This is a genomic window from Streptomyces sp. MI02-7b (assembly GCF_033793585.1).
Taxonomy (GTDB): domain Bacteria; phylum Actinomycetota; class Actinomycetes; order Streptomycetales; family Streptomycetaceae; genus Actinacidiphila.
The window spans coordinates 246461-272456 of sequence record NZ_JARAWX010000001.1; the positions used below are offsets into that span (position 1 = coordinate 246461).

At 73.4% G+C, this 25996-nt stretch carries 24 protein-coding genes; 17 read left to right on the forward strand and 7 right to left on the reverse strand.

What is annotated here, in order from left to right:
- Positions 1-53: 53 nt before the first annotated feature.
- Positions 54-725, forward strand: coding sequence for a maltokinase N-terminal cap-like domain-containing protein (locus PV364_RS01065; RefSeq protein ID WP_319657618.1), 672 nt, complete (start codon positions 54-56; stop codon positions 723-725).
- A 167-nt stretch (positions 726-892) separates the two neighbouring features.
- Here the strand turns inward: PV364_RS01065 and PV364_RS01070 are convergent, their stop codons facing one another.
- Complete coding sequence (locus PV364_RS01070) at positions 893-2530, reverse strand: carboxylesterase/lipase family protein (RefSeq protein ID WP_319657619.1); 1638 nt, start codon at positions 2528-2530, stop codon at positions 893-895.
- A gap of 200 nt (positions 2531-2730) precedes the next feature.
- On the opposite strand from PV364_RS01070, the gene PV364_RS01075 reads away from it, so the two are divergent.
- The 14 genes from PV364_RS01075 (at position 2731) to PV364_RS41185 (ending at position 15745) form a co-directional block, all read left to right on the forward strand.
- Positions 2731-3795 (forward strand): MerR family transcriptional regulator, encoded by a 1065-nt coding sequence (locus tag PV364_RS01075; protein WP_319657620.1) that lies wholly within the window; start codon positions 2731-2733, stop codon positions 3793-3795.
- 109 nt (positions 3796-3904) lie between these two features.
- A complete protein-coding gene (locus tag PV364_RS01080; RefSeq protein WP_319657621.1) occupies positions 3905-4363 on the forward strand; it encodes a hypothetical protein in 459 nt (152 codons plus the stop codon).
- Positions 4364-4531: 168 nt separating this feature from the next.
- Positions 4532-5698 carry a glycogen synthase gene (glgA, locus tag PV364_RS01085; protein ID WP_319657622.1) on the forward strand — a complete coding sequence of 389 codons (1167 nt, stop codon included), beginning with the start codon at positions 4532-4534 and terminating at the stop codon, positions 5696-5698.
- A 53-nt stretch (positions 5699-5751) separates the two neighbouring features.
- Positions 5752-6969: a glucose-1-phosphate adenylyltransferase gene (gene glgC / locus PV364_RS01090; protein WP_319657623.1), complete on the forward strand. Its 1218-nt coding sequence runs from the start codon at positions 5752-5754 to the stop codon at positions 6967-6969.
- Positions 6970-7097: 128 nt separating this feature from the next.
- Entirely contained in the window at positions 7098-8003 is a 906-nt protein-coding gene (locus PV364_RS01095; protein WP_319657624.1) for a DMT family transporter, read from the forward strand.
- A 95-nt stretch (positions 8004-8098) separates the two neighbouring features.
- Entirely contained in the window at positions 8099-8605 is a 507-nt protein-coding gene (locus PV364_RS01100; protein ID WP_319657625.1) for a hypothetical protein, read from the forward strand.
- Positions 8606-8758: 153 nt separating this feature from the next.
- Complete coding sequence (locus tag PV364_RS01105; RefSeq protein WP_319657626.1) at positions 8759-9235, forward strand: ATP-binding protein; 477 nt, start codon at positions 8759-8761, stop codon at positions 9233-9235.
- A 222-nt stretch (positions 9236-9457) separates the two neighbouring features.
- Positions 9458-11563: a SpoIIE family protein phosphatase gene (locus tag PV364_RS01110; protein WP_319657627.1), complete on the forward strand. Its 2106-nt coding sequence runs from the start codon at positions 9458-9460 to the stop codon at positions 11561-11563.
- A gap of 173 nt (positions 11564-11736) precedes the next feature.
- Positions 11737-12111 carry a hypothetical protein gene (locus PV364_RS01115; protein ID WP_319657628.1) on the forward strand — a complete coding sequence of 125 codons (375 nt, stop codon included), beginning with the start codon at positions 11737-11739 and terminating at the stop codon, positions 12109-12111.
- Positions 12112-12527: 416 nt separating this feature from the next.
- Entirely contained in the window at positions 12528-12866 is a 339-nt protein-coding gene (locus PV364_RS01120; protein ID WP_319657629.1) for an STAS domain-containing protein, read from the forward strand.
- Positions 12867-12949: 83 nt separating this feature from the next.
- Positions 12950-13342 carry a hemerythrin domain-containing protein gene (locus PV364_RS01125; protein WP_319657630.1) on the forward strand — a complete coding sequence of 131 codons (393 nt, stop codon included), beginning with the start codon at positions 12950-12952 and terminating at the stop codon, positions 13340-13342.
- 236 nt (positions 13343-13578) lie between these two features.
- Positions 13579-14199 (forward strand): HAD-IIIA family hydrolase, encoded by a 621-nt coding sequence (locus PV364_RS01130; RefSeq protein ID WP_401975895.1) that lies wholly within the window; start codon positions 13579-13581, stop codon positions 14197-14199.
- A gap of 71 nt (positions 14200-14270) precedes the next feature.
- The gene (locus PV364_RS01135) at positions 14271-15515 is read left to right on the forward strand and encodes a glycosyltransferase (RefSeq protein WP_319657631.1); all 1245 of its coding nucleotides are present in this window, start codon (positions 14271-14273) and stop codon (positions 15513-15515) included.
- An 83-nt stretch (positions 15516-15598) separates the two neighbouring features.
- Positions 15599-15745 (forward strand): 4-hydroxyphenylacetate 3-hydroxylase C-terminal domain-containing protein, encoded by a 147-nt coding sequence (locus PV364_RS41185; RefSeq protein ID WP_415924518.1) that lies wholly within the window; start codon positions 15599-15601, stop codon positions 15743-15745.
- A gap of 22 nt (positions 15746-15767) precedes the next feature.
- Here the strand turns inward: PV364_RS41185 and PV364_RS01140 are convergent, their stop codons facing one another.
- The 3 genes from PV364_RS01140 to PV364_RS01150 form a co-directional block, all read right to left on the reverse strand.
- Positions 15768-16640 carry an NAD(P)-dependent oxidoreductase gene (locus PV364_RS01140; RefSeq protein ID WP_319657632.1) on the reverse strand — a complete coding sequence of 291 codons (873 nt, stop codon included), beginning with the start codon at positions 16638-16640 and terminating at the stop codon, positions 15768-15770.
- 145 nt (positions 16641-16785) lie between these two features.
- On the reverse strand, positions 16786-17640 hold the full coding sequence (locus PV364_RS01145) for an MIP/aquaporin family protein (protein WP_319657633.1): 855 nt from the start codon (positions 17638-17640) through the stop codon (positions 16786-16788).
- A 68-nt stretch (positions 17641-17708) separates the two neighbouring features.
- Positions 17709-18209: a carboxymuconolactone decarboxylase family protein gene (locus PV364_RS01150; RefSeq protein ID WP_319657634.1), complete on the reverse strand. Its 501-nt coding sequence runs from the start codon at positions 18207-18209 to the stop codon at positions 17709-17711.
- Positions 18210-18280: 71 nt separating this feature from the next.
- On the opposite strand from PV364_RS01150, the gene PV364_RS01155 reads away from it, so the two are divergent.
- Positions 18281-19702, forward strand: coding sequence for a PLP-dependent aminotransferase family protein (locus tag PV364_RS01155; RefSeq protein ID WP_319657851.1), 1422 nt, complete (start codon positions 18281-18283; stop codon positions 19700-19702).
- 442 nt (positions 19703-20144) lie between these two features.
- A complete protein-coding gene (locus tag PV364_RS01160; RefSeq protein ID WP_319657635.1) occupies positions 20145-20654 on the forward strand; it encodes a hypothetical protein in 510 nt (169 codons plus the stop codon).
- 66 nt (positions 20655-20720) lie between these two features.
- Here the strand turns inward: PV364_RS01160 and PV364_RS01165 are convergent, their stop codons facing one another.
- The 3 genes from PV364_RS01165 to PV364_RS01175 all read right to left on the reverse strand — a co-directional run bounded on the left by PV364_RS01165 (position 20721) and on the right by PV364_RS01175 (position 25989).
- The gene (locus PV364_RS01165; RefSeq protein ID WP_319657852.1) at positions 20721-21272 is read right to left on the reverse strand and encodes a TIGR00730 family Rossman fold protein; all 552 of its coding nucleotides are present in this window, start codon (positions 21270-21272) and stop codon (positions 20721-20723) included.
- A 172-nt stretch (positions 21273-21444) separates the two neighbouring features.
- A complete protein-coding gene (locus PV364_RS01170; RefSeq protein ID WP_319657636.1) occupies positions 21445-25197 on the reverse strand; it encodes a kelch repeat-containing protein in 3753 nt (1250 codons plus the stop codon).
- Between the two features lie 204 nt (positions 25198-25401).
- The gene (locus PV364_RS01175; RefSeq protein WP_401975886.1) at positions 25402-25989 is read right to left on the reverse strand and encodes an RNA polymerase sigma factor; all 588 of its coding nucleotides are present in this window, start codon (positions 25987-25989) and stop codon (positions 25402-25404) included.
- Positions 25990-25996 lie beyond the last annotated feature (7 nt).

Sequence of the window (25996 nt, forward strand, 5' to 3'; positions counted from 1 at the left end):
ACGGATGACACGATGGGCGCACCGCGTCCGCCGAGGGGAAGGCTTCACAGGCGATGTCCTTGATTCACCGCACCACGCTGTCGCCCACCAAACTGGAACTGCTCACCGAGTGGCTCCCCCGGCAGCCGTGGTACGCGGGCGCGGGCGGGCGGCCGGAACTGACCAAGGCGGGCGGCTTCCGTCTGGACGACCCCCAGGGCGAGGTCGGCCTGGAGTTCATGGTGGTCACCGACGCGGACGCGGCGGCCTACCACGTGCCCCTCACCTACCGCGCGGCCCCTCTGGCCGCGGCCGAACACGCCCTGATCGGCACGACGGAGCACGGCGTGCTGGGCACGCGCTGGGTGTACGACGGCACCCACGACCCGGTGCTCGTGGGCCAGTTGGCGGCCTTCGTCCGCGGTGAGGCACAGGCGCAGGCGCAGAGTGTGAGCGACACCCCCGATCCCACCGTCGGCCGCTCCTGGACCGGGCCCGCGCAGGCCCCGGCCCCCGGCTCCGGCACCGTGGCGGACGGCCCCGACGGCACCACGGACGTCGTCCTGGGCTCCGGCCCGGCGGAGCGGCTGGTCCTGCGGGTGGTCCGCGCCCTGCGCCCCGGCGCGGGCACCGACGCGCCGGGCGGCGGTCGGCTCGGGCACGTCGACGCCCGCTGGCAGCTGCCCGACGGCGCCGAGGCGCGCGCCGTCTTCGTCACCGTCCACGACGGGACGCCGGGCGCCTGACACTCCGGCCGGGAAGGTCCGCCGGGTCGCCGGCTGGGGGGTCGGCCTCGGTGACCGCCTCGACTTCGGCGGCGCCGTCGTCAGGACCGGCGTGGCGGGCGTCGCCGTCGCCGACGGGACCGATCGGCCTCTGCGCCGTGGCGCCCGGGTCCGCTGGGCGCGGAGGCTCACCGGGGCAGGCGGTCCCAGAGCGAGCAGTGGTGGGCGGAATGCGCATCGACGGGGTGGATTCCGCCTGGTCCGGGAGCCAACGACTGCACCGACTGCGCGAGAGGTGACGAAGGGCGCAGGACAGGCCAGCGCGGGGCGCCGGGGGTGTCCGGAGTGCCGGTGTGCGCGAAGTTCGCCCAGTAGTCGACCATCCGGTCCGACAGGGAGCGCTGGGCGCCGGTCAGCGGTTGTTCGGTGGGGAAGGAGGAGAACAGGAACGGCATCTCGAAGCCGTGCGCCGCACCGTAGGGGAAGCCCGGGTTCGCCGGCAGACCGGTGAGGACAGGCGCGTCCGGATCGCTGAACTCATAGCCGTAGAGAGGGAGGCCGGGAGCATGAGCGGCGATGGCCCGGCCGGCGGCCAGTGTGGTGCAGGTGAGGGATCGATCGGTCAGCACCGCGGCCCAGGCAAGTGCGGGCGTGGGGTGCTGTGCGAGCGGATACTCCGCCTCGACGGCCGGGGCCGCAAGCCCGAAGGTGTCCACCAGACGGGCTCGGTAGTCGCTCTCGGTGCGGATCGGGAACGCGGCGAGCGACAGGCCGACGAACATCCGCATCTCGTCATGGTTGGTGCCCTGCATGACCGGCACTCGGTGGAAGCGTCCCGACACCAACGCCCTGTCCGGCGCCACGGGCAGCAGCCCGTTACCGAAGGCGGGCCGGTTGAAGGCCTGCATCAGCTGCGCCGTGGCGAGGCGGTCCGTGCTCTGTGCCCGCAGGCACGCCAGCGCCTCGTCCCCGCCACCCGCTGAGCAGCCCAGTTGCCGTGCGGCTTCCGCACCCGCCGTCTGGACATCGCGCTGTGAGGCAAACGGCTCGTACGCCGGTGTCCCGGGTCCGAGAGCGCCGCGTGGGAAGGACATCAGGCAGGAACCGCTCTGGAGTACAGCCCGCTGGAAGAGTCCGGCGGCCGTCGGCGAAGTGAGGTGCGCACAGATGCCGAGGGCGCCCGCGGACTCACCGAACAGCGTGACCCTGCCCGGATCGCCGCCGAAGCGCTCGGCGTTCGCCTGCACCCAGCGCAGGGCGGCCTGCTGGTCCGCCAGGCCGAACGGTGGGGCGGAGCCCAACCCGGGGTGGCCGAAGTAACCGAAGATCCCCAACCGGTAGTTGACCGTGACGACGACCGTGTCGCCCCGGACCGCCAGTTGTGCGGTGTCGTAGTCGCTGCCGGAACCGCCCAGGAACGCACCGCCGTGCATCCATACCAGCACGGGCCGCTTCTGCCCGGCCGGCTCTGCCGTCGGCACCGTGACGTTGAGGTAGAGGCAGTCCTCGGACCCGAGAACCCCGCCCGCACCTGGTGCCGGCATCTGCACACAGCGTTGGGCCGCCGTCGTCGCGTCCCGGACACCGTGCCACGTGGCGGCGGCCACCGGGGCGTGCCAACGCAGGGGTCCGGTCGGCGGCGCGGCGTAGGGAACTCCGTCGAAGGTGGTGTGCGAGCCGTGCGACACCCCGCGTACCAGGCCGTGGTCGGTCCGTACGACGGTGCCGCTCGGCCCCGCGGAGTGCTGGGAACGGGGTGGTGCGCCGGTCGCCGGCACGGCGGTGCCCGCGAGGAGTGCCACCGCGCAGAGCAGGGGGAAGAGCACCGCACGGAGCTTGTCTCTTCGGCCTGGACGCGGTGCTGTCATGGTCGGGGACATACGTGTCCACCCTTCGTGGTCGTACGGGATCGGGCGGGATCGGACGGGACCGACGGAACCGACGGAACCGTCGGCCGAGGACGCACCAGGCAGGTCGGGCAGGCCGCAACGAGGCCTGAGCAGTGGGGAAAACGGCGCGGACCGGCGTGGCCGGCGATCTGTACGCTAGGACCTCCCGTGCACTGGAGGTTCAAGAGCCTGTGACGCAGGACACGTGGAGCATCGGTGAGCTCGCGGCCGGAACGGGGGTCCCGGTGAAGACCCTCCGCTACTACTCCGACAGCGGTCTGCTGCCCGTGGCCGGCCGTAGCGCCGGTGGTCATCGGCGGTACGGTCCTGAGGCGTGGGAACGGATCCGTCTCATCAGACGCTTACGGGCGCTGAACACTCCGATCGCGACCATCACGCGGGTGGTCACCGGTGAGCGCTCCCTCGGCGAACTGGTGGCAACCGAGCTCGAAGCGGTGCAGGAGCGACTGACCGAACTGCGGTGGCGCCAGGCCACACTCAAGTCCCTGGACGAGGCCCCGAGCGAGGAACGGCTCCGGCGTCTGGAGATCCTCTCCCGCGTGCAGCGGCTCCCGCAGGCGCATCGCACCCTCACCGACCACTGGTATCGCGAGCTGTCCGCGGCCATGCCCAAGCGACGGCTCGACATCATGATCGCCATGCTCTGCCCGGACCCGCCGCAGGACCCCGATCCCGCGACGGTCCTGGCCTACGCCGAGCTTCATCTGCTCATCTCCACACCCAGTTTTACCCGCTGGACCCAGGACCACGACGAAGAGATGAGGGACGGCCCGGCCTTCTACGGGGAGATCGACGAGGCCGCCGCCGCGACGGCCGCCGCTTTGGCCGAGGGCCTGCCGCCCGGCGCCGGGGATGCGGTGAACGCCTTCGTGTCCGCCCACGCGCGAGCCAGGCGGGAGTCGGACACCCCCGCCTTCCGCGCACACCTGCACGGGCTGGTGTCGAGGTCGTCGGGCTTCGACCCCCGCCTGGAACGCTACTGGGCTCTGGTCGGCACCGTCACCGGCGGGCGGGTGCTGAACATGACGGTGGCTCACAGGTGGCTGACCGAGGGGCTGTCGATCTCGATCGCCGACGGTGCGCGTTCGGCCTCGGCCGGCCCGGCCGCCGGAAAAGCCGCGAACGGCACGGAAACCGAGGAACACGGTACTGAACGGCACCCTTGGCGCGTCACGCCGTGACCACAGGAGCCGATCCCACCTGGTTCCCACCGAACCTACGCCTCCCACGCCGGCCAGAGTGTCGGCCCACCCCACCGGGAGGTCGGCGAGCGCGCGGCATCCGACGCGGGTGACCGAGACCGGCCGGCCGAAGACCTCGGCCGCCTCCAGGCAGGTGCGTCTGCCGCTGTGCGAGAGGTCAACCGACGTCGTGTTCTGCTGCACCGCTGCCACCGGCCCGGTCGTGCGCCGCGCGCGGCTCGCGCCCGGCACGCACGTCAGCTCCGTCGGCGGCTCCCACGGCCCGGAACTCGACGCCGACACCGTGCGGGAGGGGACGCCCTTCGCCGAGCGGCCCGCCGCCGCCTCCCCTCCCCCGGCCGGCGCCCACGAGTTGCGGCACCTCCCGCCCGGCCGCCCCGTGGTCCTGCTCGGCTCCGTCCTGTCCGGCGGCCACCCCGGGCGCGGCGACAGTGCCGGCCTGACCGTCCTCAAGTCCACCGGCCACGCCGCCCTCGACGTCGCGGCGGCCGACGTCGTCCACGCCGTGGCGCGCCGCGAGGGACGGGGCACGACCGTGGACCTGTGATCCGCGGCCGGCGGTCCGGCACGGTTTCCGCGGACGACGGCGGGCCGCACGGCGGCCGAAGTGGGTGCGGCCCCTCCACAGATCGACGGCGGCGGCGCACAATGCGGGTCGAACGACGTTCCGCGGGGCAGGGATGTCCCGACACGGCGACGCAATTGGGAGGCGCCCGTGAAGGTGGCCCTGCTCACTCGTGAATACCCGCCGGACGTCTACGGCGGTGCCGGCGTCCATGTCGAGTTCCTCGCCCGTGAGCTACGGGCCCTGACGGATCTTCAGGTCCACTGCTGGGCCGGTGCGGAGGCGGACGACCCGGCAGGGGTGTTCCGGCACGCCGCGGACGGCGGCCTCACCGGGGCCAACGAGGCGCTGCGGAGCCTGTCGGTCGACCTGTCCATGGCCGCCGCCCTCACGGGGCGCGACCTGGTCCACTCGCACACCTGGTACGCCAATCTCGGCGGCCATCTGGGCAAGCTCCTGCACGGCATCCCCCACGTGATGACCGCCCACTCGCTCGAACCCCTGCGCCCCTGGAAGGCCGAGCAACTGGGCGGCGGCTACGCCCTGTCCGGCTGGGCGGAACGCACCGCGATCGAGGCGGCCGACGCCGTCGTCGCCGTCTCGCACGGCATGCGCGCCGACATCCTCGAGTCCTACCCGGACCTGGACCCGTCCCGCGTGCACGTGGTGCACAACGGCATCGACACGCGGCTGTACCGGCCCGACCCGGACGACTCCGTCCTGCACGCGCAGGGCATCGACCCCGGCCGCCCCTACGCCCTGTTCGTCGGGCGGATCACCCGGCAGAAGGGCGTCCCCCATCTGCTGCGCGCCGCCCGCCGTCTGCACCCCGACATCCAGCTCGTCCTGGCCGCAGGGGCCCCGGACACACCCGCGATCGACGCGGAGTTCCGCGACCTGGTGGAACAACTGGGTCAGGCGCGCAGCGGCGTGATCTGGATCCCCGGCATGCTGCCCCGCCCGGAAGTGGTGCAACTCCTCACCCACGCGGCGGTGTTCGTGTGCCCGTCGGTGTACGAGCCGCTGGGCATCGTCAACCTGGAGGCGATGGCGTGCGGCACCGCGGTCGTCGCCTCGGCCGTCGGCGGCATCCCCGAGGTGGTGAGGGACGGCGTCACCGGGGTACTCGTGCCGTACGAGGAGAAGGACCCGGCCGCCTTCGAGGAGGGCCTGGCGGCCGCCGTCAACGCCGTTGTGGGCGACCCCGCAACGGCCGCCCGCATGGGTGCGGCGGGCCGGGAGCGCGCGGTGGCCGAGTTCGGGTGGGACGCGGTGGCCCGCCGCACAGTGGACGTGTACGAGCGGACTCTCGGGTGAGCGGTTGCGCGAAGGACCCGGGAACAGCGACGGACCAGGGGTAGGGGGAAGCGATGCGCGGCGGACCTTCAGTGCTCGGAATCGTTCTCGCGGGCGGGGAGGGGAAGCGGCTCATGCCGCTCACCGCCGACCGCGCCAAACCGGCCGTGCCCTTCGGCGGTGCCTACCGGCTGGTGGACTTCGTCCTGTCCAATCTCGTCAACGGCGACATCATGCGCATCTGCGTGCTGACGCAGTACAAGTCGCACTCCCTGGACCGGCACATCACCACCACCTGGCGGATGTCCAATCTGCTGGGCAACTACGTCACCCCGGTCCCGGCGCAGCAGCGCCTGGGCCCGCGGTGGTTCCTCGGCAGCGCGGACGCCATCTTCCAGTCGCTGAACCTCGTGTACGACGAGCAGCCGGACTACATCGTCGTGTTCGGCGCCGACCACGTGTACCGGATGGATCCACGTCAGATGCTGCGCCAGCACATCGAGAACGGCGCCGGCGCCACCGTCGCGGGGATACGCGTCCCGCGCGACCAGGCGTCGTCCTTCGGCATCATCACCCCGGCCGCGGATGGTATCCGCGTCGAGGCGTTCCTGGAGAAGCCGGCCGACCCGCCCGGCCTGCCGGGCGACCCCGACCACGTCTACGCCTCCATGGGCAACTACGTCTTCACCACGAAGGTGCTGCTGGACGCCCTCCACCAGGACGCCGAGGACGACGACTCGGTCCACGACATGGGCGGCAGCATCATTCCCCTGCTCACCGGGAAGGGCCAGGTCCAGGTCTACGACTTCGACGACAACCACGTCCCCGGCGAGACGGCCCGCGACCACGGCTACTGGCGGGACGTCGGGACCCTGGACGCCTACTACGACTCCCATCTGGACCTGATCTCGATCAACCCGGTCTTCAACCTCTACAACGACCAGTGGCCGCTGTACACGCACTCCCTGCGCCTGCCGCCCGCCAAGTTCGTGGCCGGGGGCATCGCCAGTGAGTCCATGGTCAGCCCAGGCTGCATCATCTCCGGCCAGGTCACCCAGTCCGTGCTGTCGCCGGGCGTCGTGGTCGAGGAGGGCGCCGTCGTGCAGGGGTCGGTCCTGCACAACAACGTCCGCATAGGCCGCGGCGCGGTCGTGCGCCGGGCCATCCTGGACAAGAACATCACCGTCCCGCCGGGGGCCACCATCGGTGTCAACCCCGACCGGGACCGCGAGCTCTACCACGCCTCGGCCAACGGCATCATCGCCCTCGGCAAGGGCCAGCGCGTGTTCTGACCGTGCTCCGGCCGGATCCGGCCGTGCCCGGATCCGCGTGCGGCGGCCGACGCGTCGCGCGCGTGCCGAACGGACGTCACCGATTAGTTTGGGATCAACGTGGGAGGTGAGGCAAAGGAGATCCCCCGGTGCAGACCATCCTTGCCGTGCTGTTCGCCCTCCTCGCGGCGCTCAGCAACGCGCTGGCCACCGTACTGCAGCGCTACGCCGCCCGTACGGTGCCGCTCTCGGAGGGGCTGCGGCTCGCCCTCATCGGGGAACTGCTGCGCAAGCCCGTGTGGCTCGTCGGCTTCGGTGCGGTGATCGCCGCGGCCGCCTTCCAGGCGCTGGCCCTGCTCAACGGCGAGCTGACCCTTGTCCAGCCGCTCTTCGTCCTGGAACTGCCGTTCGCGCTGTTCCTCGCCGGAGTCGTACTGCACCGGCGGCTGCCGCCGCGCGGGTGGACCGCCGTCGGCTGCATGGTCGTCGGGCTGGGCATGGGGCTGTGGGCCGCGTCGCCCAGCGGCGGGGTGAACAGGCCGCATGCGGCCCTGTGGGCCGCGGCCCTGCCGGCCTGCGCCGCCGCCGTCCTGCTCCTCATCGCGGTCGCCGTCCGCCGTCCGGCGGGGCGGGTGCGCGCCGGCTGTTTCGGGGCCGGCGCGGCCATCTGCTACGCGCTGACCGCGGGGTTGCTGAAGGACGCAACGCAGGCCTGGAACGACGACGGCGCCGCGGCGTTCTTCACCGCCTGGCAGACCTACGGCTTCGCCCTGGTCGGCGTCGCCGCGGTCTTCCTGCTGGAGAACGCCATGCAGTCGGGGCCCCTGGTCGCCTCGCAGCCCGCGCTCACCCTCGGGGACGCGACGGTGAGCCTCGCGCTGGGCGTCACCGTCTTCGAGGAACGGCTGCGGGGCGGCTGGTACATCGTGCCGATGCTGCTCGGCGCGCTGCTCGTGGTGTGCGGCGCGCTGGTCCTCGTCCGCGTCCCGCTCATCCACACGCTCGTCGGACCGGAGGCGGCGGACGGCGCGGAGGACAGCGCGGGCGCCCGCTGACAGCCGACAGGACGTTCCGGTCACGGTGCACGAAAATGGGACAGACGCCCATACCCCCGCCGGTCGCCCCCGGGCGGCGCGCAGGAGGGAGCACCATGTCCGTGGCGAACCGTCCCCCGGTCCGGCCCCTGGTGGAGCCGCACTACGACGCATCGATGATCGACATCCGCGACTCGCTGCTCACCGTGCCACTGCTGCTGATCGGCGGATGGCTCTTCGCGGCGGGCTGGCCCCTGGCCTACCCCAACACACCCATCGCCAACGGCGCGCGCATGGTGGATCTGGTCTTCGCCACCGTCGTGATCCTCAACGGCTGCTCCCGCGTGACGAGGACACGCAGCGAGGCCAGCGACATCCTGACCGTCTTCTGCGGCGCCTGCCTGGTCGCCGCACCCTTCGCGTTCGGGTACTTCGGCGAGGACTCGGGAGCCGGGCTCGCGTATCTGAGCCAGATCGTGACCGGCGTCGCCCTCATGATCCTCGGCCTCGCCAGCATGGCCCTCTTCCGGCGCGGCAAGGCCGTGGCCCGGCGCGCCGCGGCGGACGCGGCGGACACGGCGCGCACCGGCGACCGGCCCGTGGCCCGGACCCGGACCCGCTGAGACCTGACCGTCCGTGAACCAGCCGTGACCAGGGCAGGTGACCGCCGGGCGGGTCCCGGAACGGCACCGGACATCGCGAGGTGTGATCCTGCCCTGTCGGGGGCACACGCATCGGAGCAGGTGTGGAAGCGGCACGAAGGCAAGGCGGACTGGATGTACGAGGCTGTACGAGGTGGGGACCGGACGTATCCGGACACGCGACCGATTGCGGTGACCGCCGCATACGAGGGCAGCGAGCAGATCGCCGAGGCCCGCGACCTCGCGCGCGACTTCCTCGCCGATGTGCAGGCGGTGCACGGTCTGCCGGTCTCGGACCGGGTGATGGTCACGGTGCAACTGGTGGTCAGCGAGCTGGTGACCAACGCCCGCAAGTACGCCCCCGGGCCGTGCCTGCTGACACTGCAGATCAGCGACGGCACGGTGGAGGTCACCGTGTGGGACAGCGACACGACGCTTCCGGTGGCCCGGGCCGCGGACGCCGACCGGGTCGGCCAGCACGGCCTGGAGATCATCATGGCCGTCTGCCAGAGCTTCGAGGTCCACCGGCAGCCGGTCGGCAAGCGCATCACCGCCCGCGTCGTCCTGGCCGACGACCCTGACGGCGACGTGGCGGGCCGCCACCCCGCCTGAGGACCGGGAGGCTCGGCGCCCACCGGGGACGGAACGCCTCCGGCGCGTAAATGACTCAGCCGGACGGCCCGCGGGTAGGCGAGCCGGAGAGGTCATCGGCAGGTACGCCGCCGCGCACCCCGGATCGGGGCGCATCCCCGCGGGGCGGCGGGCGGCCGCCGGATGACAGCTGACTGCGGCCTGCGGCCACCGCTCCGGGTGGGGCTGAAAGGAGAGCCCGCGATGAGCGAAGTGGATCACCAGCCACTCGACGCGGGCCGGCCCGAGGGCATGGCGCCGGGGCCGAGCGGGCTGATGGACATCCTCGGTGTCGCGGCCGTCCTGCTGGATGCCGACGGCCGCATCGACATGTGGAGCCCGCAGGCCGAGGAGCTGTTCGGCTACCCGGCGGATGAGGCCGTCGGCCAGTACGCCGCCGTGCTGCTCGTGGACTCCGCGCACCTGGATGCGGCGATCCGGCTGTTCGATGACGTGATGACGACCGGCAGGAGCTGGGCCGGCGCCTTCCCGATCCGGTGCAAGGACGGCCGCACGCGCCTGGTGGAGTTCCGCAACGTACGGCTGACGGACAGCCTCGGCGGCTGTCACGCGCTCGGGCTGGCCACCGACCGGTCGCGGCTGCAGACGATGGAGCGGGGCCTGGCGCTGGCCTACCAATTGGTCGCGCAGTCGCCGATCGGCCTGGCGGTCATGGACACCAACCTGCGGTACCTGTCCGTGAACCCGGCGCTGGCCCGGATGCACGGCCTCCCGGAGGACGACCACATCGGCCGCCCGTTCCGCGAGGTGCTGCCGCGGCCCGAGTTCCGCCAGGCGGAGGAGACGCTGTGGGAGGTCCTGGGCACCGGCGTCCCCGTCGTCGACCGGTACGTCGTCGGCCGCACCGCCGCGGACCCGGACAGCGACCACGCCTGGGCGGTCTCGTTCTACCGGCTGGAGGACCAGAACGGAGTCGTGCTGGGCGTGGCGTGCTCCGTGGTCGACGTCACCGACCGGCACAGCGCCTCACTGGAGGCGGACCGGGCCCGCCGGCGCCTGGCCCTGATCGCGGACGGCTCAGCCCGTCTCGGTACCTCCCTGGACGTGGAGCGGACCGCGCGGGAACTGGCGGACGTCGTCGTACCGGAACCGGCCGACATGGCCGCGGTGGACGTCCTCGACGACGTGCTGGAGGAGGACGGCACCGAGCCCGCGGAGGACACCGCCGTCTTCCGGGCCCTGGCCTGCAAGACCACCCACCCCACGCGGGCGGCGCGGGTGGCCACCGGACCGGAGGTCGTCGTGGCGTATCCGCCCGGCCACCTGGCGGCACTCTGCGTGCGCACCGGCCGTCCGCAGTTGATCGCGCACGCCGGTACCCCGGACCTGCTGCGCATCGCCCGCGACGCGGACGCGGCGGCGGACCTCGCCGAGGCCGGGGTGCACACCGCGATGGCGGTGCCGCTCATCGCCCGCGGCCGCATCCTCGGAGTCCTCGGGCTCGGCCGGGCGCGCGACCCCCAGCCCTTCGACGAGGACGACGTGACCGTCGCCTGGGAGCTGGCCTCCCGCGCCGCGGTGTGCATCGACAACGCCCGCCTGCACCAGCGCCTGCGCAGCACCGCGGAGACCCTGCAGCGCAGCCTCCTCCCGCAGCTGCGCCCCTGCCACCCCTGTCTGGAAGTCGCCGCCCGCTACCGTCCGGCGCAGTCCAGCAGTGAGGTCGGCGGCGACTGGTACGACGTCATCGCGCTGGACGACGGGAAGGCGGTCCTTGTCGTGGGGGACGTCATGGGCAGCGGGGTCCCGGCGGCCACGACGATGGGCAGGCTCCGGACCGCGGCCTCGACCCTCGCCGCCCTCAACCTCGAACCGGCGCAGATCCTGGGCGAGTTGGACAAGATCATCCAGGGCCGGGAACACGCCGACCACTCCATCGCCACCTGTGTCCTGGCGGTCTACGACCCGGATCGCGGCGAGTGCCGCGTCGCCAACGCCGGCCACCTCCCGCCGATCGTCGTACGCGGCGGCGAACGGCCCGAACTCCTCGACCTGCCGACCGGCACTCCCCTGGGCGTGGGTGGTGTGCCGTTCCAGAACACCGTGGTCCGTCTGGGCCTCGGCGACGCGCTCGTCCTGTACACCGACGGGCTCGTCGAGACGCGCGACCAGCCCATCGACGAACGCCTCGCCGTGCTGGTCGACCTCCTGCACGCCCAGGACCGCTCGGTGGAGGAGACCTGCGACCGTCTGCTGACCGCACTGCGCCTGCCCGGCTGCCGCGACGACGTCGCCCTGCTCATCGCGCGCTCCCGGCCCCGCCTGCTGACCGCGACGCAGACGGGCTGAGGACGGCGCCGCGGGCCGGACGACCGGGGCCGGGAAACGGGGGACGGGGCGGCCCGCTGACGGCGTGATCCGGTCAATCGCGCCGCCGGCCCGTTCACCGGGCGGTCCCGGGGTAGGAGCGAGCCGGGTGGCCGGACGGCCCGGACCCCGTTGCACCCGCCGTGGAGGCGTCGATGCGGGAGGACTGCGCGCTCAGCGTCGAGGAAGTCCGCGCACTGAACGGGATCGAGGGCCTGCTGCGGCGCGACCGCGCACTCGCCCGGCGGCTGCGGACGATGCGGCCGTACAGCCTGCGGCGGGACGCGGCGGCGCGCTTCGCCCGCTGGCCGCGCGCTCTTCTCGTGTCCTTCCTGGGCGGGTGCAGTCTCGCCCTGCTCCTGGCGGCCGCGATGACCAAGGACGGTCCGCTCCTGTGGGCCTTCGCCGTCGCGTGGGGGGCCACCCTGCTCTCCGCGGCGTGGCCTGCCACCGCCTGGTGGCGCCGGTGGGCGCGGCCGCGTGCGTCGCGTCAGCCGTACGGGATGCGGGGCGGGATACGGCGCGCCTGACGGTCCGCGCACCGGGATCCCGGAGTCCGTCGCCGGCCGACCGACCCGAGTTGCGGGCACGGCGTGGTGGGAACGTGCGGGACATGTGCCCATTGGCCGGAGCAGGCGCGACGTCCGGCGCCCCCTGCTGCCGGTGAACCCGCAGGCGGGGGGTGTGCGGGCGGGCCGTCCCCGGGCGTGGGGCCGGCGGTTCGCGAGGATCGCGGCCCTGGCCTGCGCGTTCCCGTTGTGGGACGGTGAGTGGACATCAGCCTGGTTTGGTACACGTTCCGCGCCGTCCTCCCGGCCGCCCCGCGGCCGGCGGAAAGGTACGGGCCACTTACTGGACTCCGCGTGCGCAGGTATGCGCGCGGATGGCGGCAGTCGACCCCGACAGATGCCGCGATGGGCTCCGGCTCCCCGAAGGAGCAGGAACCATGACCACTGCCCTGACCGTGGCACCCGAGCGTCACGCCGATCGCCTCACCCTCAGCCTGACCGGCGAGATGGACATCGACAACTGCTCGCGCGTCAACGAAGCACTCGACCTCGACGGCTGCACGTCCGTCGTCCTGGATCTGGCCGGACTGACCTTCATGGACTCCTCCGGCGTCAACCTCGTCCTCCGTCTGCGGCACCGGCTCGCGCCCGAGGGCGTCCACCTGGCCCTCCACGGCGTCCAGGGCCAACCGCGCCGCGTCGTGACCCTCGTCGGCCTGCAGGACGTCGTCGAGGTCGACCCCCCGCCCCTGCCCGCTCCCACCGCGACGCGCTAGACCTCCCTCCGGCTGCCGCGATCCCAGGGCCGGGGCGTGCGCACTCCAGGACCGGGCAGCCGTCCGTGTACGGATCATCGGCCGTGTACCCGGCCGTCCGCGAGCACGTGCCCGGCGGGCACACGCCGGACGACAAGGAGATCCAGGAGCACGCGGAGATGGAGCGCGACCTCGAGAAACGGGAGAACGCCGAGGTCGGCAGCCCCCGCTTCGACCACCTCACGCGGAAGCCGATCGCCGATGTCACCGAGCACGTGCGGGAGGAGGAGCAGCGGTTGTTCCCCGCCCTCGCGCAGGCGTGCACCCCCGATGGGCTGTTCGCGCTCGGTGAGAAGGTCCGCCGGGCCGAGCATGTCGCGCCGGCGCGTCCGCACCCGCGCGCTCCGGACACTGCTCCGGCCGACAGGATCCTGGACCCCGGCCTCGGCCTCGTGGACCGCGTCCGCGACTTCGTCACCGGTCGCGGGCGGTCCTGAGGCGCGGAGCCGCTGCCCGGGGCCACCGCCGATGACGTTCACCCGATCGGCGTACGCGGAGGTGCCCCCGGGCGGGACGGACCGGATCGTGTGGAGAGGCTTCCGCCACGTGTGACCGGTATCCGCCCGACGGGAGGAGATCGAATGACACGCCCTTCCCCGTTCCCCGGCGACCACGCTCCCGTCGCGCCGGGCGCCGATGGTCTCGCCCCTCCCCGTCCGCGGACGGTCCGCCCGTGACCAGCCGCTTCGGCCCGTGGAACACCCAGGGACCGCCGCTCCCCTGTCCGGGGCCGTGGCTGTTCCCCGGGGTCGTGCCCGCGGAACCGCCCATGGGCTTCCCGCAGGCGGTGCTCTTCGACCGTGACGGCACGCTCGTCGTGGACGTTCCCTACAACGGCGACCCGGCCCGGGTGGTCCCCATGCCGTCCGCCCGGGAGGCCGTGGAGGCCGTACGCGCCCAGGGGATACCGGTGGGCGTGGTGAGCGACCAGTCCGGGGTGGGGCGCGGCGTACTGACGTGGCGTCAGGTCGTCGCGGTGCAGCGGCGGGTGGAGGATCTGCTCGGACCGTTCGCGCTGTGGGCGGTCTGCCCGCACTGGGACGAGGTCTGCGACTGCCGCAAGCCCGCGCCGGGTCTGGTGCTCGCCGCATGCGACTGGCTCGGCGTGGCCCCCACGCAGGCCGCGGTCATCGGCGACATCGGCGCCGACACCGCCGCCGCCCGCGCCGCCGGCGCGAGCGCGGTGCTGGTCCCCACCCCGGTCACCCTGCCCGAGGAGGTCCGGGAGGCCGAGGTCCTCGCCTCCGACCTGCTGGAGGCGGTTCGCCTGGTGCTGCCGGAGCCCGCGCGGTGAGCCCGCCCGGACACCACGGGCCCGAACGCTTCCCGCACGACCGGGGGCGCCCGACGACGGGAGGTGCGCCGATGAGCCGCCGCAGCACAGCCGACTCCATGGCGATCGCGCTCGTCTCCGAGCACGCGAGCCCCCTGACACCGCCGGGCGGACCGGACGGCGACGGACCCCATGTCCACGTCGTGCGGCTGGCCGTCGCGCTGGCCGAACGGGGCCACCGGGTGACCGTCCACATCCGGCGCGACGCACCCGGTCTGCCGGACGTGGTACCGCTGTGCGAAGGCGTGGAGGTCCACCACGTAGCCGCCGGGCCGGCGTGCCCACTGACGGACGAGGAACTGCTGCCCCACATGCCGGAGTTCGGGCGGCACCTGACGCGGGTCTGGCGCATCCGGCAACCGGACATCGTGCACACGCACTTCTGGATGACGGGTCTGGCCTCCCTGCGTGCCGCCGGTCTCCTGGGGATTCCGCTGGTGCACACCTTCCACGTACTCGGCACGGTCACCCGGCGGTACGAGGCGACGTTCGGCGGCCGTCCGGCCGACCGCGTCGTCCGGGAGACCGAAGTGGCCCTGGCCTGCGACCGGGTGATCGCCGTCTGCCGTGACGAGGTCGGGGAACTGGCGCTGATGGGCGTTCCGGCACACAAGATCAGCGTCGTCCCCCGGGGCGTGGACACCGAGCGGTTCACCCCGCTCGGCCTCGCCGCGCAGCGCGGCCCGGCACCGTACCGGCTGCTCCAGGTGGGCGCGATGGCACCGCGCAAGGGCATCGCGGTCTCGGTCGCCGCGCTGACCCGGCTGCCCGACACGGAACTCGTCGTCGTGGGCGGTCCGGCGGCGAGCCGCCTCGGGGACGACCCGGAAGTGCGCCGACTGCTCGACCTCGCGCGGGACATGGGAGTCGCCGACCGCGTCCGGTTCACCGGAGCGGTGCCCGGTGCCGCGGTGGCACCGCTGATCCGCAGCGCGGACGTCGTGGTGGCTCCCGCCGACTACGAGCCGTTCGGCAGTGTGCCGTTGGAGGCCATGGCCTGCGGCAGGCCCGTGGTGGCCAGCGCGGTGGGCGGGCACCTGGACACGGTGGCCGACCCCGGTACGGGGCGCCTGGTCGCGCCGCACTCCCACGCCGCCCTCGCCCACGCGGTCGGCGGGCTGCTCGCCGCCCCCGGCACCCGCAGGGTCTGCGGGATCAACGGGCGCCGCCGCGCGCTGACCCGCTTCGCCTGGCCCCGCGTGGCGGCGATGACCGAGCAGGTCTACCAGGGCGTCCTGGTCCCCGACGAGGTGGCACTGGCCGTGACCCTCGTCTGAACGGCGGGGACCGGCACCACCGGTCCCCGCACGGACAGAGCGGGCGCTCTGTCCGTGGGGGGCCGCCACTCGGCAGCGGACCGATCCACCTCGCCTCGCAGGCGGCCGAGTTCGGGAACCCCGGCGTCCGCACCCGCCTCGACCGCTACCTGCACGGCTCTAAGGGCCGCGGCGCCAGGAACCGAGCCAAGGACATGAAGCTGCTGCGGGACGCCGTCGGTGGCGCCTGATCCCCGGGCACCGGGCGCGCGGTCAGGCGTCCTGAGCCGCGAAGCCGGTGCGCCATGTCGCGTACTCCGGCCGCCACCCACGGGCGCGGGCCAGCCGGTTGGAGGCGCCCCGCGCCCAGCCCTCCCGCCCGGAACCGGCCTTCGGCGCGGGCACGCCGAGGGCGGTGGCCAGGACCGGCAGCCACTCGCGGGCCTGCGCGGGCTCGTCGTCCACGATGTTGACCGGCCCGGCCGGCCATCCGAGAGCGGCGACGGCGGCCCGCGCGGCATCGGCGACGTGGAGGAACGAACTCACCGACAGATCGGCCTCGATGCTCCCCAGGAACCGCGCGGACGGGTCGCCGGACAGGGCCGCGGCGACGGCGCCTCCCGGCGCGTACCAGGTACCGGGGCCGTACAGGACGCCGTACCGCAGCACTACCGCCGTGTCCATCTCGGCCGCCGTGTCCTCCAGTGCCCGCAGCCCGTCGACCAGCGCTCCGCGCGGCTGCGCCGCCCCGATGTCGAGCGGCACGGACTCGTCGGCCGGTCCCTCTCCGGGCTCGTAGGCCCAGGAGATCGACTGGGCCACCATCCTCGTGACGCCCGCGGCCCTGGCCGCGTCCACCAGATGGCGCGTGCCCTCCCGGCGGAGCCGATTGGTCGCCTCCCCGTCCGCGCCGGACAGGTCGGTGAGCTGATGGACCACCACGTCGGGTGCGGCCGCCGAGACGACCTCCATCAGGCCGTCCCGGTCGAACACATCGGCCCGAACGGCCGACGCGCCTTGGCGCCGTACGCGCTCGGCTCCTTCCGGCGTGCGGGAGATCCCGGTGACCTGGTGCCCCGCGTCCAGCAGCAGCGGTACGAGCAGCCGGCCCACCGCGCCGGTGGCACCCGCGACGAAGACATGCATGGCGGATCAGTCCTTCGCGCGTCGAGGGAGTCCGCCTTGTGACGGACAGGGGCGAGGGTAGCAGGACATGGTACAAACCTCTCCAAACTGGTCTTAATGACGCTACGGACACGCGACCGTGCCGGCCGCGTGGCGCGGCCTGTTGTCACTGCCGGACGAGCGGGTCGTGCGGCACCTCGGCCGCGAGCGTCTCTGACGGGGTCCCCGCCGGGCCGGGCGGGCCGGCCGGCCGGCGCGTGCGGAGCCGCCGGACGAACAGGCGGTGGACCCGGGCCCCGAGTGCCGCTCCGAGCACCGGCGCCACCAGGTAGATCCACAGATCGGTGGTCTGCCCGGAGAGTGCGGCGGGGCCGAACTGGCGGGCGGGGTTGATCGAGCCCCCGCTGCGGGGACCGAGCAGGGCGATCACCAGCGCGACGGACAGTCCGATGGCACAGGGCACCGCGCGGACACGGCTGGGACGGGCCATGAAGAATCCGACGACGAGGATCAGGACGGCCATGCTGCCCGCCTCGGCGAGGAAGACCTCCGCCGGGTGCCACGCCGGGGCGGGCCTGATCGCGGCGTGGGCGACCGAGGGGAACGACACCGCACGCCCCCAGACCAGGCGCGCGAGGCCGGTCCCCACCGCGGAGCCGGCGAGCTGGGCGAGCGCGTAGGGCAGGACGCCGCGCCCGGGGAACGCGTCCATCAACCACAGCGCGACCGTCACCGCCGGATTGGTGTGTCCCCCGCTGCGCCGGCCGGGCGGGCTGAGGATCAGTCCGGTGAGGATGATCCCGCTGACGGCGCCGATCACGGCGAGCGCGACGTCCAGGTCGGCGATGTACAGGGCCGAGCCCGGATCGCGCAGCCACCGGACGACGGTCACCGCGAGGAACAGCAGGGCGGTGGTGAGCGCGAACTCGTCGGCGGCCCGCGCCAGGGGCAGCCGGCGGGGCGGGACACAGGCAGTGGTCGGTGTGGTCGGTGTGGTCGGTGTGGTCGGTGTGGTCACCATGGTCTCCTGGGGTCGGCCGGGCGGAGGGGGCCGGTCGCCGTCCCCGCCTCCGCCCGGATCACCGGGTCTCAGACGCCGGGCGTGTAGTGACCGGGGACCAGCCGGGTGGAGACCCCGAAGCGGTTCCACGCGTTGATCGTGGTGATCGCGACGATGAGGCGCGCCAGCTCGGTCTCGTCGAAGGCGTTCGCGGCCCTGGCGTACACCTCGTCCGGGACGGACCCGTCGGTGAGCACGGTGATCGCCTCGGTCAGCTCGAGCGCGGCGACCTCCTTCGCCGTGTAGAAGTGCTTCGACTCCCTCCACGCGTCGAGCTGGATGACGCGCTCCGCCGACTCGCCGGCCGCGAGCGCGTCCTTGCTGTGCATGTCCAGGCAGAAGGCGCAGTGGTTGACCTGGGACGCGCGGATCTTGACCAGGTTGAGCAGGGCCGGCTCGACGCCCTGCCGCGCGGCGGTGTCGAGACGGATCATGGCCTTGTAGGCCTCGGGGGCCAGCTTCGCCCAGTCCATGCGGGGTGCGTGCTCGGGAAGACGTGCGTCGGTCGTGTGTGCGTCGGTCGTTGTCATACCTGCCACGCTACGTACGCAGTGGTACTGGAGTACGGTCCATTTCCATGACGGATCACCGGACCAATTCCATGGCCGAGACGCCTTCCGCGGTCGGTGCGGACCTGCACCTGGAGCTGCGCGGACCCGGACTGCGCGCCGGGCTGGCGGACGCTCTGCGGGAGGCCGTCCGCACGGGGCGGCTGGCGCCCGGAAGCCGGTTGCCGGCATCGCGCTCGCTCGCCGCGGACCTCGGCGTCTCCCGCAACACGGTGACCGAGGCGTACGCCGAGCTGGTCGCCGAGGGCTGGCTGACCGCCCGGCAGGGCTCCGGGACCCGGGTGGCCGACCGGCCCGAGCAGCCCCCCGCCGCCGGCGCGACGCCGAGCCGGGCCCGACCACGTGCCCGTCCCCGGTACGGCCTGCTGCCCGGGGCCCCGAACCTGGCGGACTTTCCCCGTGCGCAGTGGCTCGCCGCGGCCCGCCGTGCGCTGTCCGCGGCGCCCTACGACGCCCTCGGCTACGGCGACGCCCGCGGCCGGGTGGAGCTGCGGACCGCCCTGGCGGACTATCTGGCGCGGGCCCGCGGCGTGTACGCCGAGCCGGAGCGAATCGTCATCTGTTCCGGCTTCCATCACGGCCTGATGCTGATGGCGCGGGCGCTCCGGACCCGAGGGGTGTCGGCGGTGGCCGTCGAGGCGTACGGTCTCGACCTCTATCGCGATCTGCTGACCGACGCCGGACTGCGCACCCCGCCGCTGTGCGTCGACGAACACGGCGCGCGCACGGACGACTTGGCGGGCCTGCGCGGCGTCGGCGCGGTGCTGATGACACCGGCGCACCAGTACCCGACGGGAGTCGCCCTGCGCCCGGACCGGCGCACGGCGGCCGTCGACTGGGCGCGGGCCACCGGCGGGCTGATCCTGGAGGACGACTACGACGGGGAGTTCCGGTACGACCGTCAGCCGGTCGGCGCCCTCCAGGGCCTCGATCCCGAGCGGGTCGTGTACTTCGGCTCGGCGAGCAAGTCCCTGGCGCCGGGGGTGCGGATCGGCTGGATGGTGCTGCCGGCGGGGCTGGTCCCGGAGATCGTCACGGCCAAGGGGTACGGCGACTACATGTCGAGCGCGCTGGAGCAGCTGACGTTCGCCGAGTTCATCTCCTCGGGCGCCTACGACCGCCATGTGCGCGCCATGCGGCTGCTCTACCGGCGCCGTCGCGACCAGTTGGTCGCGGCGCTGGCGCGCAGGGCCCCGGCCGTCCGCGTGACGGGCATGGCCGCCGGGTTGCAGGCGGTCCTCGAACTCCCTCGCGGGACGGAGCGTCCGGTCGTCCAGGCCGCGGCGCGGCAGGGCCTGGCGGTCAGCGGGCTGACGGAGTTCCGCTACGAGGTCGCCGATTCGCCGGTGCGGTCGCCCGCGCGGGACGGACTGGTCGTCAACTACGCGGCGCCTCCGGAGAGCGCGTGGGCGGGTGCGCTGGACGCGCTCTGCGCGGTGCTGCCTCAGAGATGATCTGATCCGGCCGGGCAGGCCGTCGACCGCGACACGGGCTGCTGAGCGGCTGTGCCGGACGAGCCGTGGGAGCGTCGTGGCGCCCCTGGGCCGCGGATGGCAGCGGCTGCCCCGGGAGGCCTCGACCGGCCCCGTTGCGCACGTCGGTGAACATCCTGGTTCTGGGAAGGGCCTGACAGGTCCGGATCCTGGCGCCACGTCACAGCCGCGAGCCGTTGCGGGCAGGGCGCGCCCCGGACGCCCGCCGGCCGGCTCGGGACGGGGTCGTCGCCGACGCCCGGGGGCAGCCCCGCCCGCCCCGGGCCGGCGGACGTCCGCGCCGCGCCTGGCCTGGTTGCGAAATGCCTTCGATTCCGCCGTTCCCGTTCCGCGGGGACCCCGGGGTGGGCACGCTGAAGTGGTCCGGGGTCCAAACCGGGTTCGGCGTCGGGACGGGGGCGCGATGACGCGGAAGTGGTGTGTCTTCCTGGGAGGGTTCGGCATCGCCGTGCTCGCGGCGTTGACCGGCTGCTCCCCGCTGGGCGTCGGGGTCACGGGCATCACGGTGGCCGAGGACGGGACGCCGGTCGGGGTGATGCTCGTCTGCCACGATCACATCGACGGCGCTTCGCTCTACGACGTGGACGCCGACGAAGCGGACGAAATCGGCTCATGGAGCCGTCGCAAGCCGGCCACGGGATTCAGCGTCTGGTCACTGAGGACCGGCGGCAGGGGCTGGCGGGCCGGCACGCCCCTGGCCGCCCTCGACCCGCACCACACGTACACCCTGCGCGGGTGGACCGACAACCACTCCGCGATGACGTTCGAGGTGACCTTCACCGCGGCGCAGCTCGCACGCCTCGAACCCGGCCAGGTCCGCTACCTGAAAGGCGAGGGGCCGGGTACCGACCGGGACGGCTACGCGACCGTGTCGATGGACGCCTTCCGTGCGGACGCGTGCCGTGACGTGTGACGGGACCGACGCGCACCCTCCTCGACCGGTATGCGGGCTCCGCGTCCACCGGCGTGGGCCGGCAGGTCACGCCACGGCCCGGAGCCCGGCGCCGAGGCGTTCCAGGTGGGCGAGCGCGCCGGCGGCGTCGTCGGTGAGCAGGACCAGCTCGGCCAGGGGCATCGGCAGGAACCCCTCCTCCTCCATCCGCCGCAGCTGGAGGGTCAGCCCGTCGTAGAAGCCGCCCGTGTTCAGCAGGACCACCGGCTTGCCGTGCAGTCCGTGCTTCCTCAGCTCCAGGACCTCGGACACCTCGTCCAGCGTTCCCAGGCCGCCGGGCAGCACCACCACCGCGTCCGACCGGGCGAGCAGCAGCGCCTTCCGTTCGGCGAGATCCGCGGCGATCACCATCTCGTCGGCGTCCTTCCTGGCCCACTGGCGGAGGAGGCCGACCGAGATCCCGACGAGCCGGCCCCCGGACTCGCGCACCGCGTCGGCGACGGCCTTCATCAGCCCGGTGTCGGACCCTCCCCACACCAGCGTGTGGCCGCCCCTGCCGAGCAGTTCAGCGAACTCACGGGCCGGCCGGGTCCATCGCTCGTCGAGGTCGGCGGCGGACAGGAAGACACAGATGTTCAGGGCGGGGGGAACGGTCGACGTCATGGTGCCGACCGTACGGGCGCGGCGGCGCGCCGATGCGGTCCATTTCCGCGACGGAGGACCGGACCAATTCGCCCACCCCGGAACGGCGGGGCCCCTCGGGCAGGTCGGGTGACCTGCCCGAGGGGCCCGGTGCCGCGGGACGACCGCGTCAGTGGCCGGACTTCCTGACGTGCAGGGCGACCGGGATCGGCGGGACCCAGTACGGCGTGCCGGTGCGCAGGATCACCGACGCCGTCCAGTCGCCCGGAGTCCGGAGGCCGCGGGCGTCGAGCGTGACCGTGAACGTCGCGCTCGCGCCCGGGCGCAGCGTCAGGCGCCCGGGGTTCTCCGACAGCCAGGACACGTCGGTCTCCGTCTGGTCCCAGCCCGGCAGCTGCCGGGCGGTGGCCACCGGGACCGGGAAGCGGCTCTGGTTGCTGCCGCCGACCTGGTACATCCCCGGGGCCCCGCCGCCGCGGTAGAGCGCGGTGGGGGCGTCCGGCAGCCGGGTCCAGGTGTCGGTGCCCGGGTCGTAGGCGTAACCCTCAGGGGTGAGGACGCGGTTGACGCCGACCCGCTTGAAGCCGCCGGAGACCAGGAGCCGTCCGTTGGCCGCGGCGTACGACGCGGTCGCCAGGCCCGTGGGCATGGCGGCGACGGGCTGCCAGCTGTCGGAGGCGGGGTCGTAGACGTAGGCGTCGCCCGTCTCGACGTACTCGTGGATGCCTCCGGCGCAGTACAGCTTGCCGTTGATCGCGCCGCACGACTCCCAGCTGACGGTCCGCGGGTAGTCGGCCGCCCGGGACCACGTGCCGGTGGCCGGGTCCAGCACGGACACGGTGCTGGAGCAGTCGGTGTCGGTGCATCCGCCGACGACGTAGAGGCGGCCGCCGAGCACGGCCCCCGCGGCGCCGTAGCGGCCCTCGGGAATGTCCGGGCCCTTCGACCACGTGTTCCGCGCCGCGTCGTAGACCTGGGTGGTCGCGCTGACCTGCTCGCCGGGTCCCCAGCCGCCCACGGTCCACAGGCGGTCGCCGATGAAGCCGTGCGCGGTGGCCTGGCGGGGTTCGGGCGCGCTCGCGCCGCGGTTCCAGGTGCCCGCCGCGGGGTCGAGGACGTAGAGGTCGCCGGTCGGGGTGTCGCCGTCACCGGTGCCCAGTGCGGAGTACAGCCGTCCGGCGTGGCTCTCCACCGCGTTGTCCATCACCGCGACCGGCAGGTCCGGCAGGGAGCGCCAGCCGGTGCCGGGAGCGGCGGAGTCCGGTCCGGTGCCGGTGCGCTCGCCGAGCCGGAGCGTGAGCGGAGCGGTGCCCGTGTTGCGGACGGTGACCTTCCGGGTGACCTTGCCGCCGGGCCTCGTGGTCGCGTCGATGCCCGTGACGTGTGTGGACAGGCGCCCCGCCTTCAGCGCGAACGAGGCCTGCGACGTCCGGTCGGCGGGAACCGCGACCGTACGGGAGGCCGTGCTGTAGGAGGGCTTGCCGGCGGCCACCTTGTGGTTGCCGTTGCCGGGGACGAACAGGCGGTACAGGCCGTCGCCGACCCGCGGGTCGCCCGCGGTGGCCAGGGTGGGAGCCACCGGGCCGTCGCCGGAACCGGACCGCACCTGGGCGCCGATCAGCCCGCGCCGGGTGTTGGCGTCGGTGACGAGACCGGTGAGCATCCCGCCCCGGACCGGGGTCAGGACGCGCTCGGCGACCGTCACGTCGTCGACGGCCCACAGCTGGCCGGGACCGGTGAAGTGGAAGCGCACCTGCACCGCGCGCTCGCCGGCCCACTCGGTCAGCGGGATCTCCACCCGTCCGCTGCCCCACCCCTGGTCCTGGTGCCACACCGTGGTCCAGTTCCTGCCGCCGTCGGCGGTGACCTCGACGTCACCGCTCTGCTCGGCGGAACCCTCGTAGTCGGTGCTGAAGGCCAGTTCCGGGTCGCCGGCGCGGCCGAAGTCCCAGACCGGGCCGGTCAGTACGGTGTCCATGGCCACGTCCCAGCCGGCGTGGTCGTTGTCCGCGACGGCGAACCCTCCCGAGCCGCCGGTGGTGTTGCCCCGGCCGCCCGGGTCGTCGAACGACCAGCCGTGCCCGGTGCCCGCGAGGTCGGTCACGCTCCAGCCCTTGGGCGCGCCGGACGTGGAGTCGAAAGGCTCGGTGCCCAGGGTGTCCACACGCAGCCGGTACGCCGGATTGCCGGTGGCCCAGGTGTCGGCGGGCAGCCCCAGCCCCATCTTCAGGTCCGTCCGGCGCACGTCCACCGTGCGGGTCAGGGACAGGTAGTCGGGGTCGTCGCCGACCACGTGCAGGGTGTACGTGTGGTTCTCGGGCAGGTCGAGCCGGTAGGCGCCGGTGGCCGCGTCGGACCACACGGGGGCGCCCGGAACGCCGTCGACGGTGATCTTCGCGTGCAGCGGCCAGCCGTGCCCGGAGGCGTCGGTCACGGTGCCCGACACACGGTGGGTGGCGAGCTTGCGCAGCGCGAGGTCCCGGGTCGCCGCGGTGCCGTCGGCGACGTCGACCCACGTGGCCGTGCCCGGCGCGTAGCCGTAGGCGGTGACGGCGAGTTCGTGGCGGCCGACGGGCAGCGCGAGGGTGTAGTGGCCCGCGCTGTCCGTGGTCGTGGAGAACAGGCCCGTGCTCACCGTCGCCGCGGCGACGGGTGCGTGCGAGGACCGGTCGGTGACGGTGCCGGAGAGCGTGCCGTGCGGCCCCATGCGGAAGGCGTCCAGGCCGTTCGGGGTGCCGAGGCCGGTGGGGCCGTCGTAGCCGGGGCCGGCGGTGCACAGGTAGGCGGGCGCGCAGCGGCCGTTGCCGCCCTCGGTGACGTCGTTCAGGCCGCCCGCGGCGTACGGGTAGACGTTGGGGTGGGTACCGGCGACCGGGGCGCCGGCGTTCGCGTACACACCGGCGATGATCGGGGCTGAGGCGCTGGTACCGCCGGCCACGCCCCAGCCGCCGGAGCCGTAGCTGTCGTACACCGCGACACCCGTGGCGGGGTCGGCCACGGCCGAGACGTCGGCGACGGTGCGCCCGGCGCATCCGGTGTCCTGCTGGAAGGCGGGCTTGGGCTCGTGGAGGGAGCAGCCGGAGCCGGTGCCGCCGCCGTCGTGGTCCCACACCGACTCGGTCCAGCCGCGGGACGTACCGGCGTCCTTGGTGAGTGAAGTGCCGCCGACGGCCGTGACGTACGGGGAGGCCGCGGGGTAGGCGACGCCGTAGCGGGAGTCGCCGGACGAGGCGATCATCGCGACGCCCGGGTGGTCGTAGTGGACGTCCAGGGCGGACTCGGCCGGGTCCTCCGGGTAGAAGGCGTAGTTGGAACCGTAGGAGTTGGAGACGTACTGCGCACCGAGCGCCACGGCCTGGTCCACGGCGGCGCCGAGGTCGTCGCTGGTCGGCGTGTCGGCCTCGACCAGCACGATGCGGGCGTTCGGGGCGATCGCGGAGACCATGTCGAGGTCGAGGGAGATCTCGGTGGCCCAGCCCGGATCGGGGTCGGGGTAGGCGGTGCCGCCGCGCTGGTCGGCCTTGGTGAAGCAGCCGTTGGCGGTGGTGCAGGCGGGCAGGCCGTACTGGGCGCGGTAGACGGCCAGGTCGGCCTCGGCGCTGGGGTTGTCGTAGGCGTCGACGATGGCGATCGTGCGTCCCGCGCCGCCGTTCGCGGGCAGGGCGTAGGCGCTGAGCAGATCGGCCGGCCCGAAGCCGGCGGGGGCCTGTCCGGCCGTCCGGAACCCCTTCCGCGCCGGGACGTCGGTGCGCCGCAGGCCGAAACAGGTGAATTCATGGGGTTTTGCCGGTCCGCAGAGCGGCTCGACATGGCCCGGCTGGGTACGGGCGGACGCCTTCGGGGCCGGAAGGGCGGTGTCCGCGGCGGCCGCCGGAGCCGGTCCCGCGGCGCCCAGCGCAGTGAGCGCGGCGAGCACCGCCACGCCCGCCGTCCCCGCGCGGAGGGGCGACCGTCTCCCCCGTCGTGGCGCAATCCAGTTCAATATGGACAAATCACAACTCCTGTGAACATCCTGTGCGGCGGCAGACACCGCCCCTGGATCAATGAGTTGCGCGGCGGACCGGAAAAGTTCGCGGAACTCTCGAAGTTTCTTCGGGAATTTCTCTCCGGACGCCGCCGGACCCGCTCAGCCGGGGTCCACCAGCCAGCCCCGCACCTGGCGCCGCGCGTTGTGCAGGCGGGACTTCACCGTGCCCATGGGGATGCCGAGCTGCTCCTCGATCTCCCGGTACTCCATCTGACAGATGTCGCGGTACACCAGCGGCGCGACGAGCTCCGGACTGACGCTCTCCAGGCGCTCCAGCGCCTCCAGCAGGTCGATGCGCGTGCCGGCGATCACGCTCGTCCGGCGCGGATCGGGCGTGTCGGTGTCCGTCGCGGACAGCGACTGCTCACCCCGCCGGCGCTTGAGTTCGCGGTACTTCTGCCGGCAGCAGTTGGCGACCACCGTGTAGAGCCAGGTGTGGAACCGGCTGCGGCCCTCGAAGGTGCCGATCTTTCGGGCGACTTGGAACAGGACGTCCTGTGCCGCCTCCTCGGCGTCCTCCCGGTGCACCAGGAAGCGGCCGCATCGCCGCAGCACCTCCGGCCGGATCCGCCCGAGCAGCAGGTCCAGGGCCGCGGAGTCGCCGGCCGCCGCGCGCGCCGCGAGTTCCTCTGTCCCCTGGTCGGACGTCACGGGGGTCCTCCTCGGGTCGGTGGGCGCCCGGTGCATGATATGC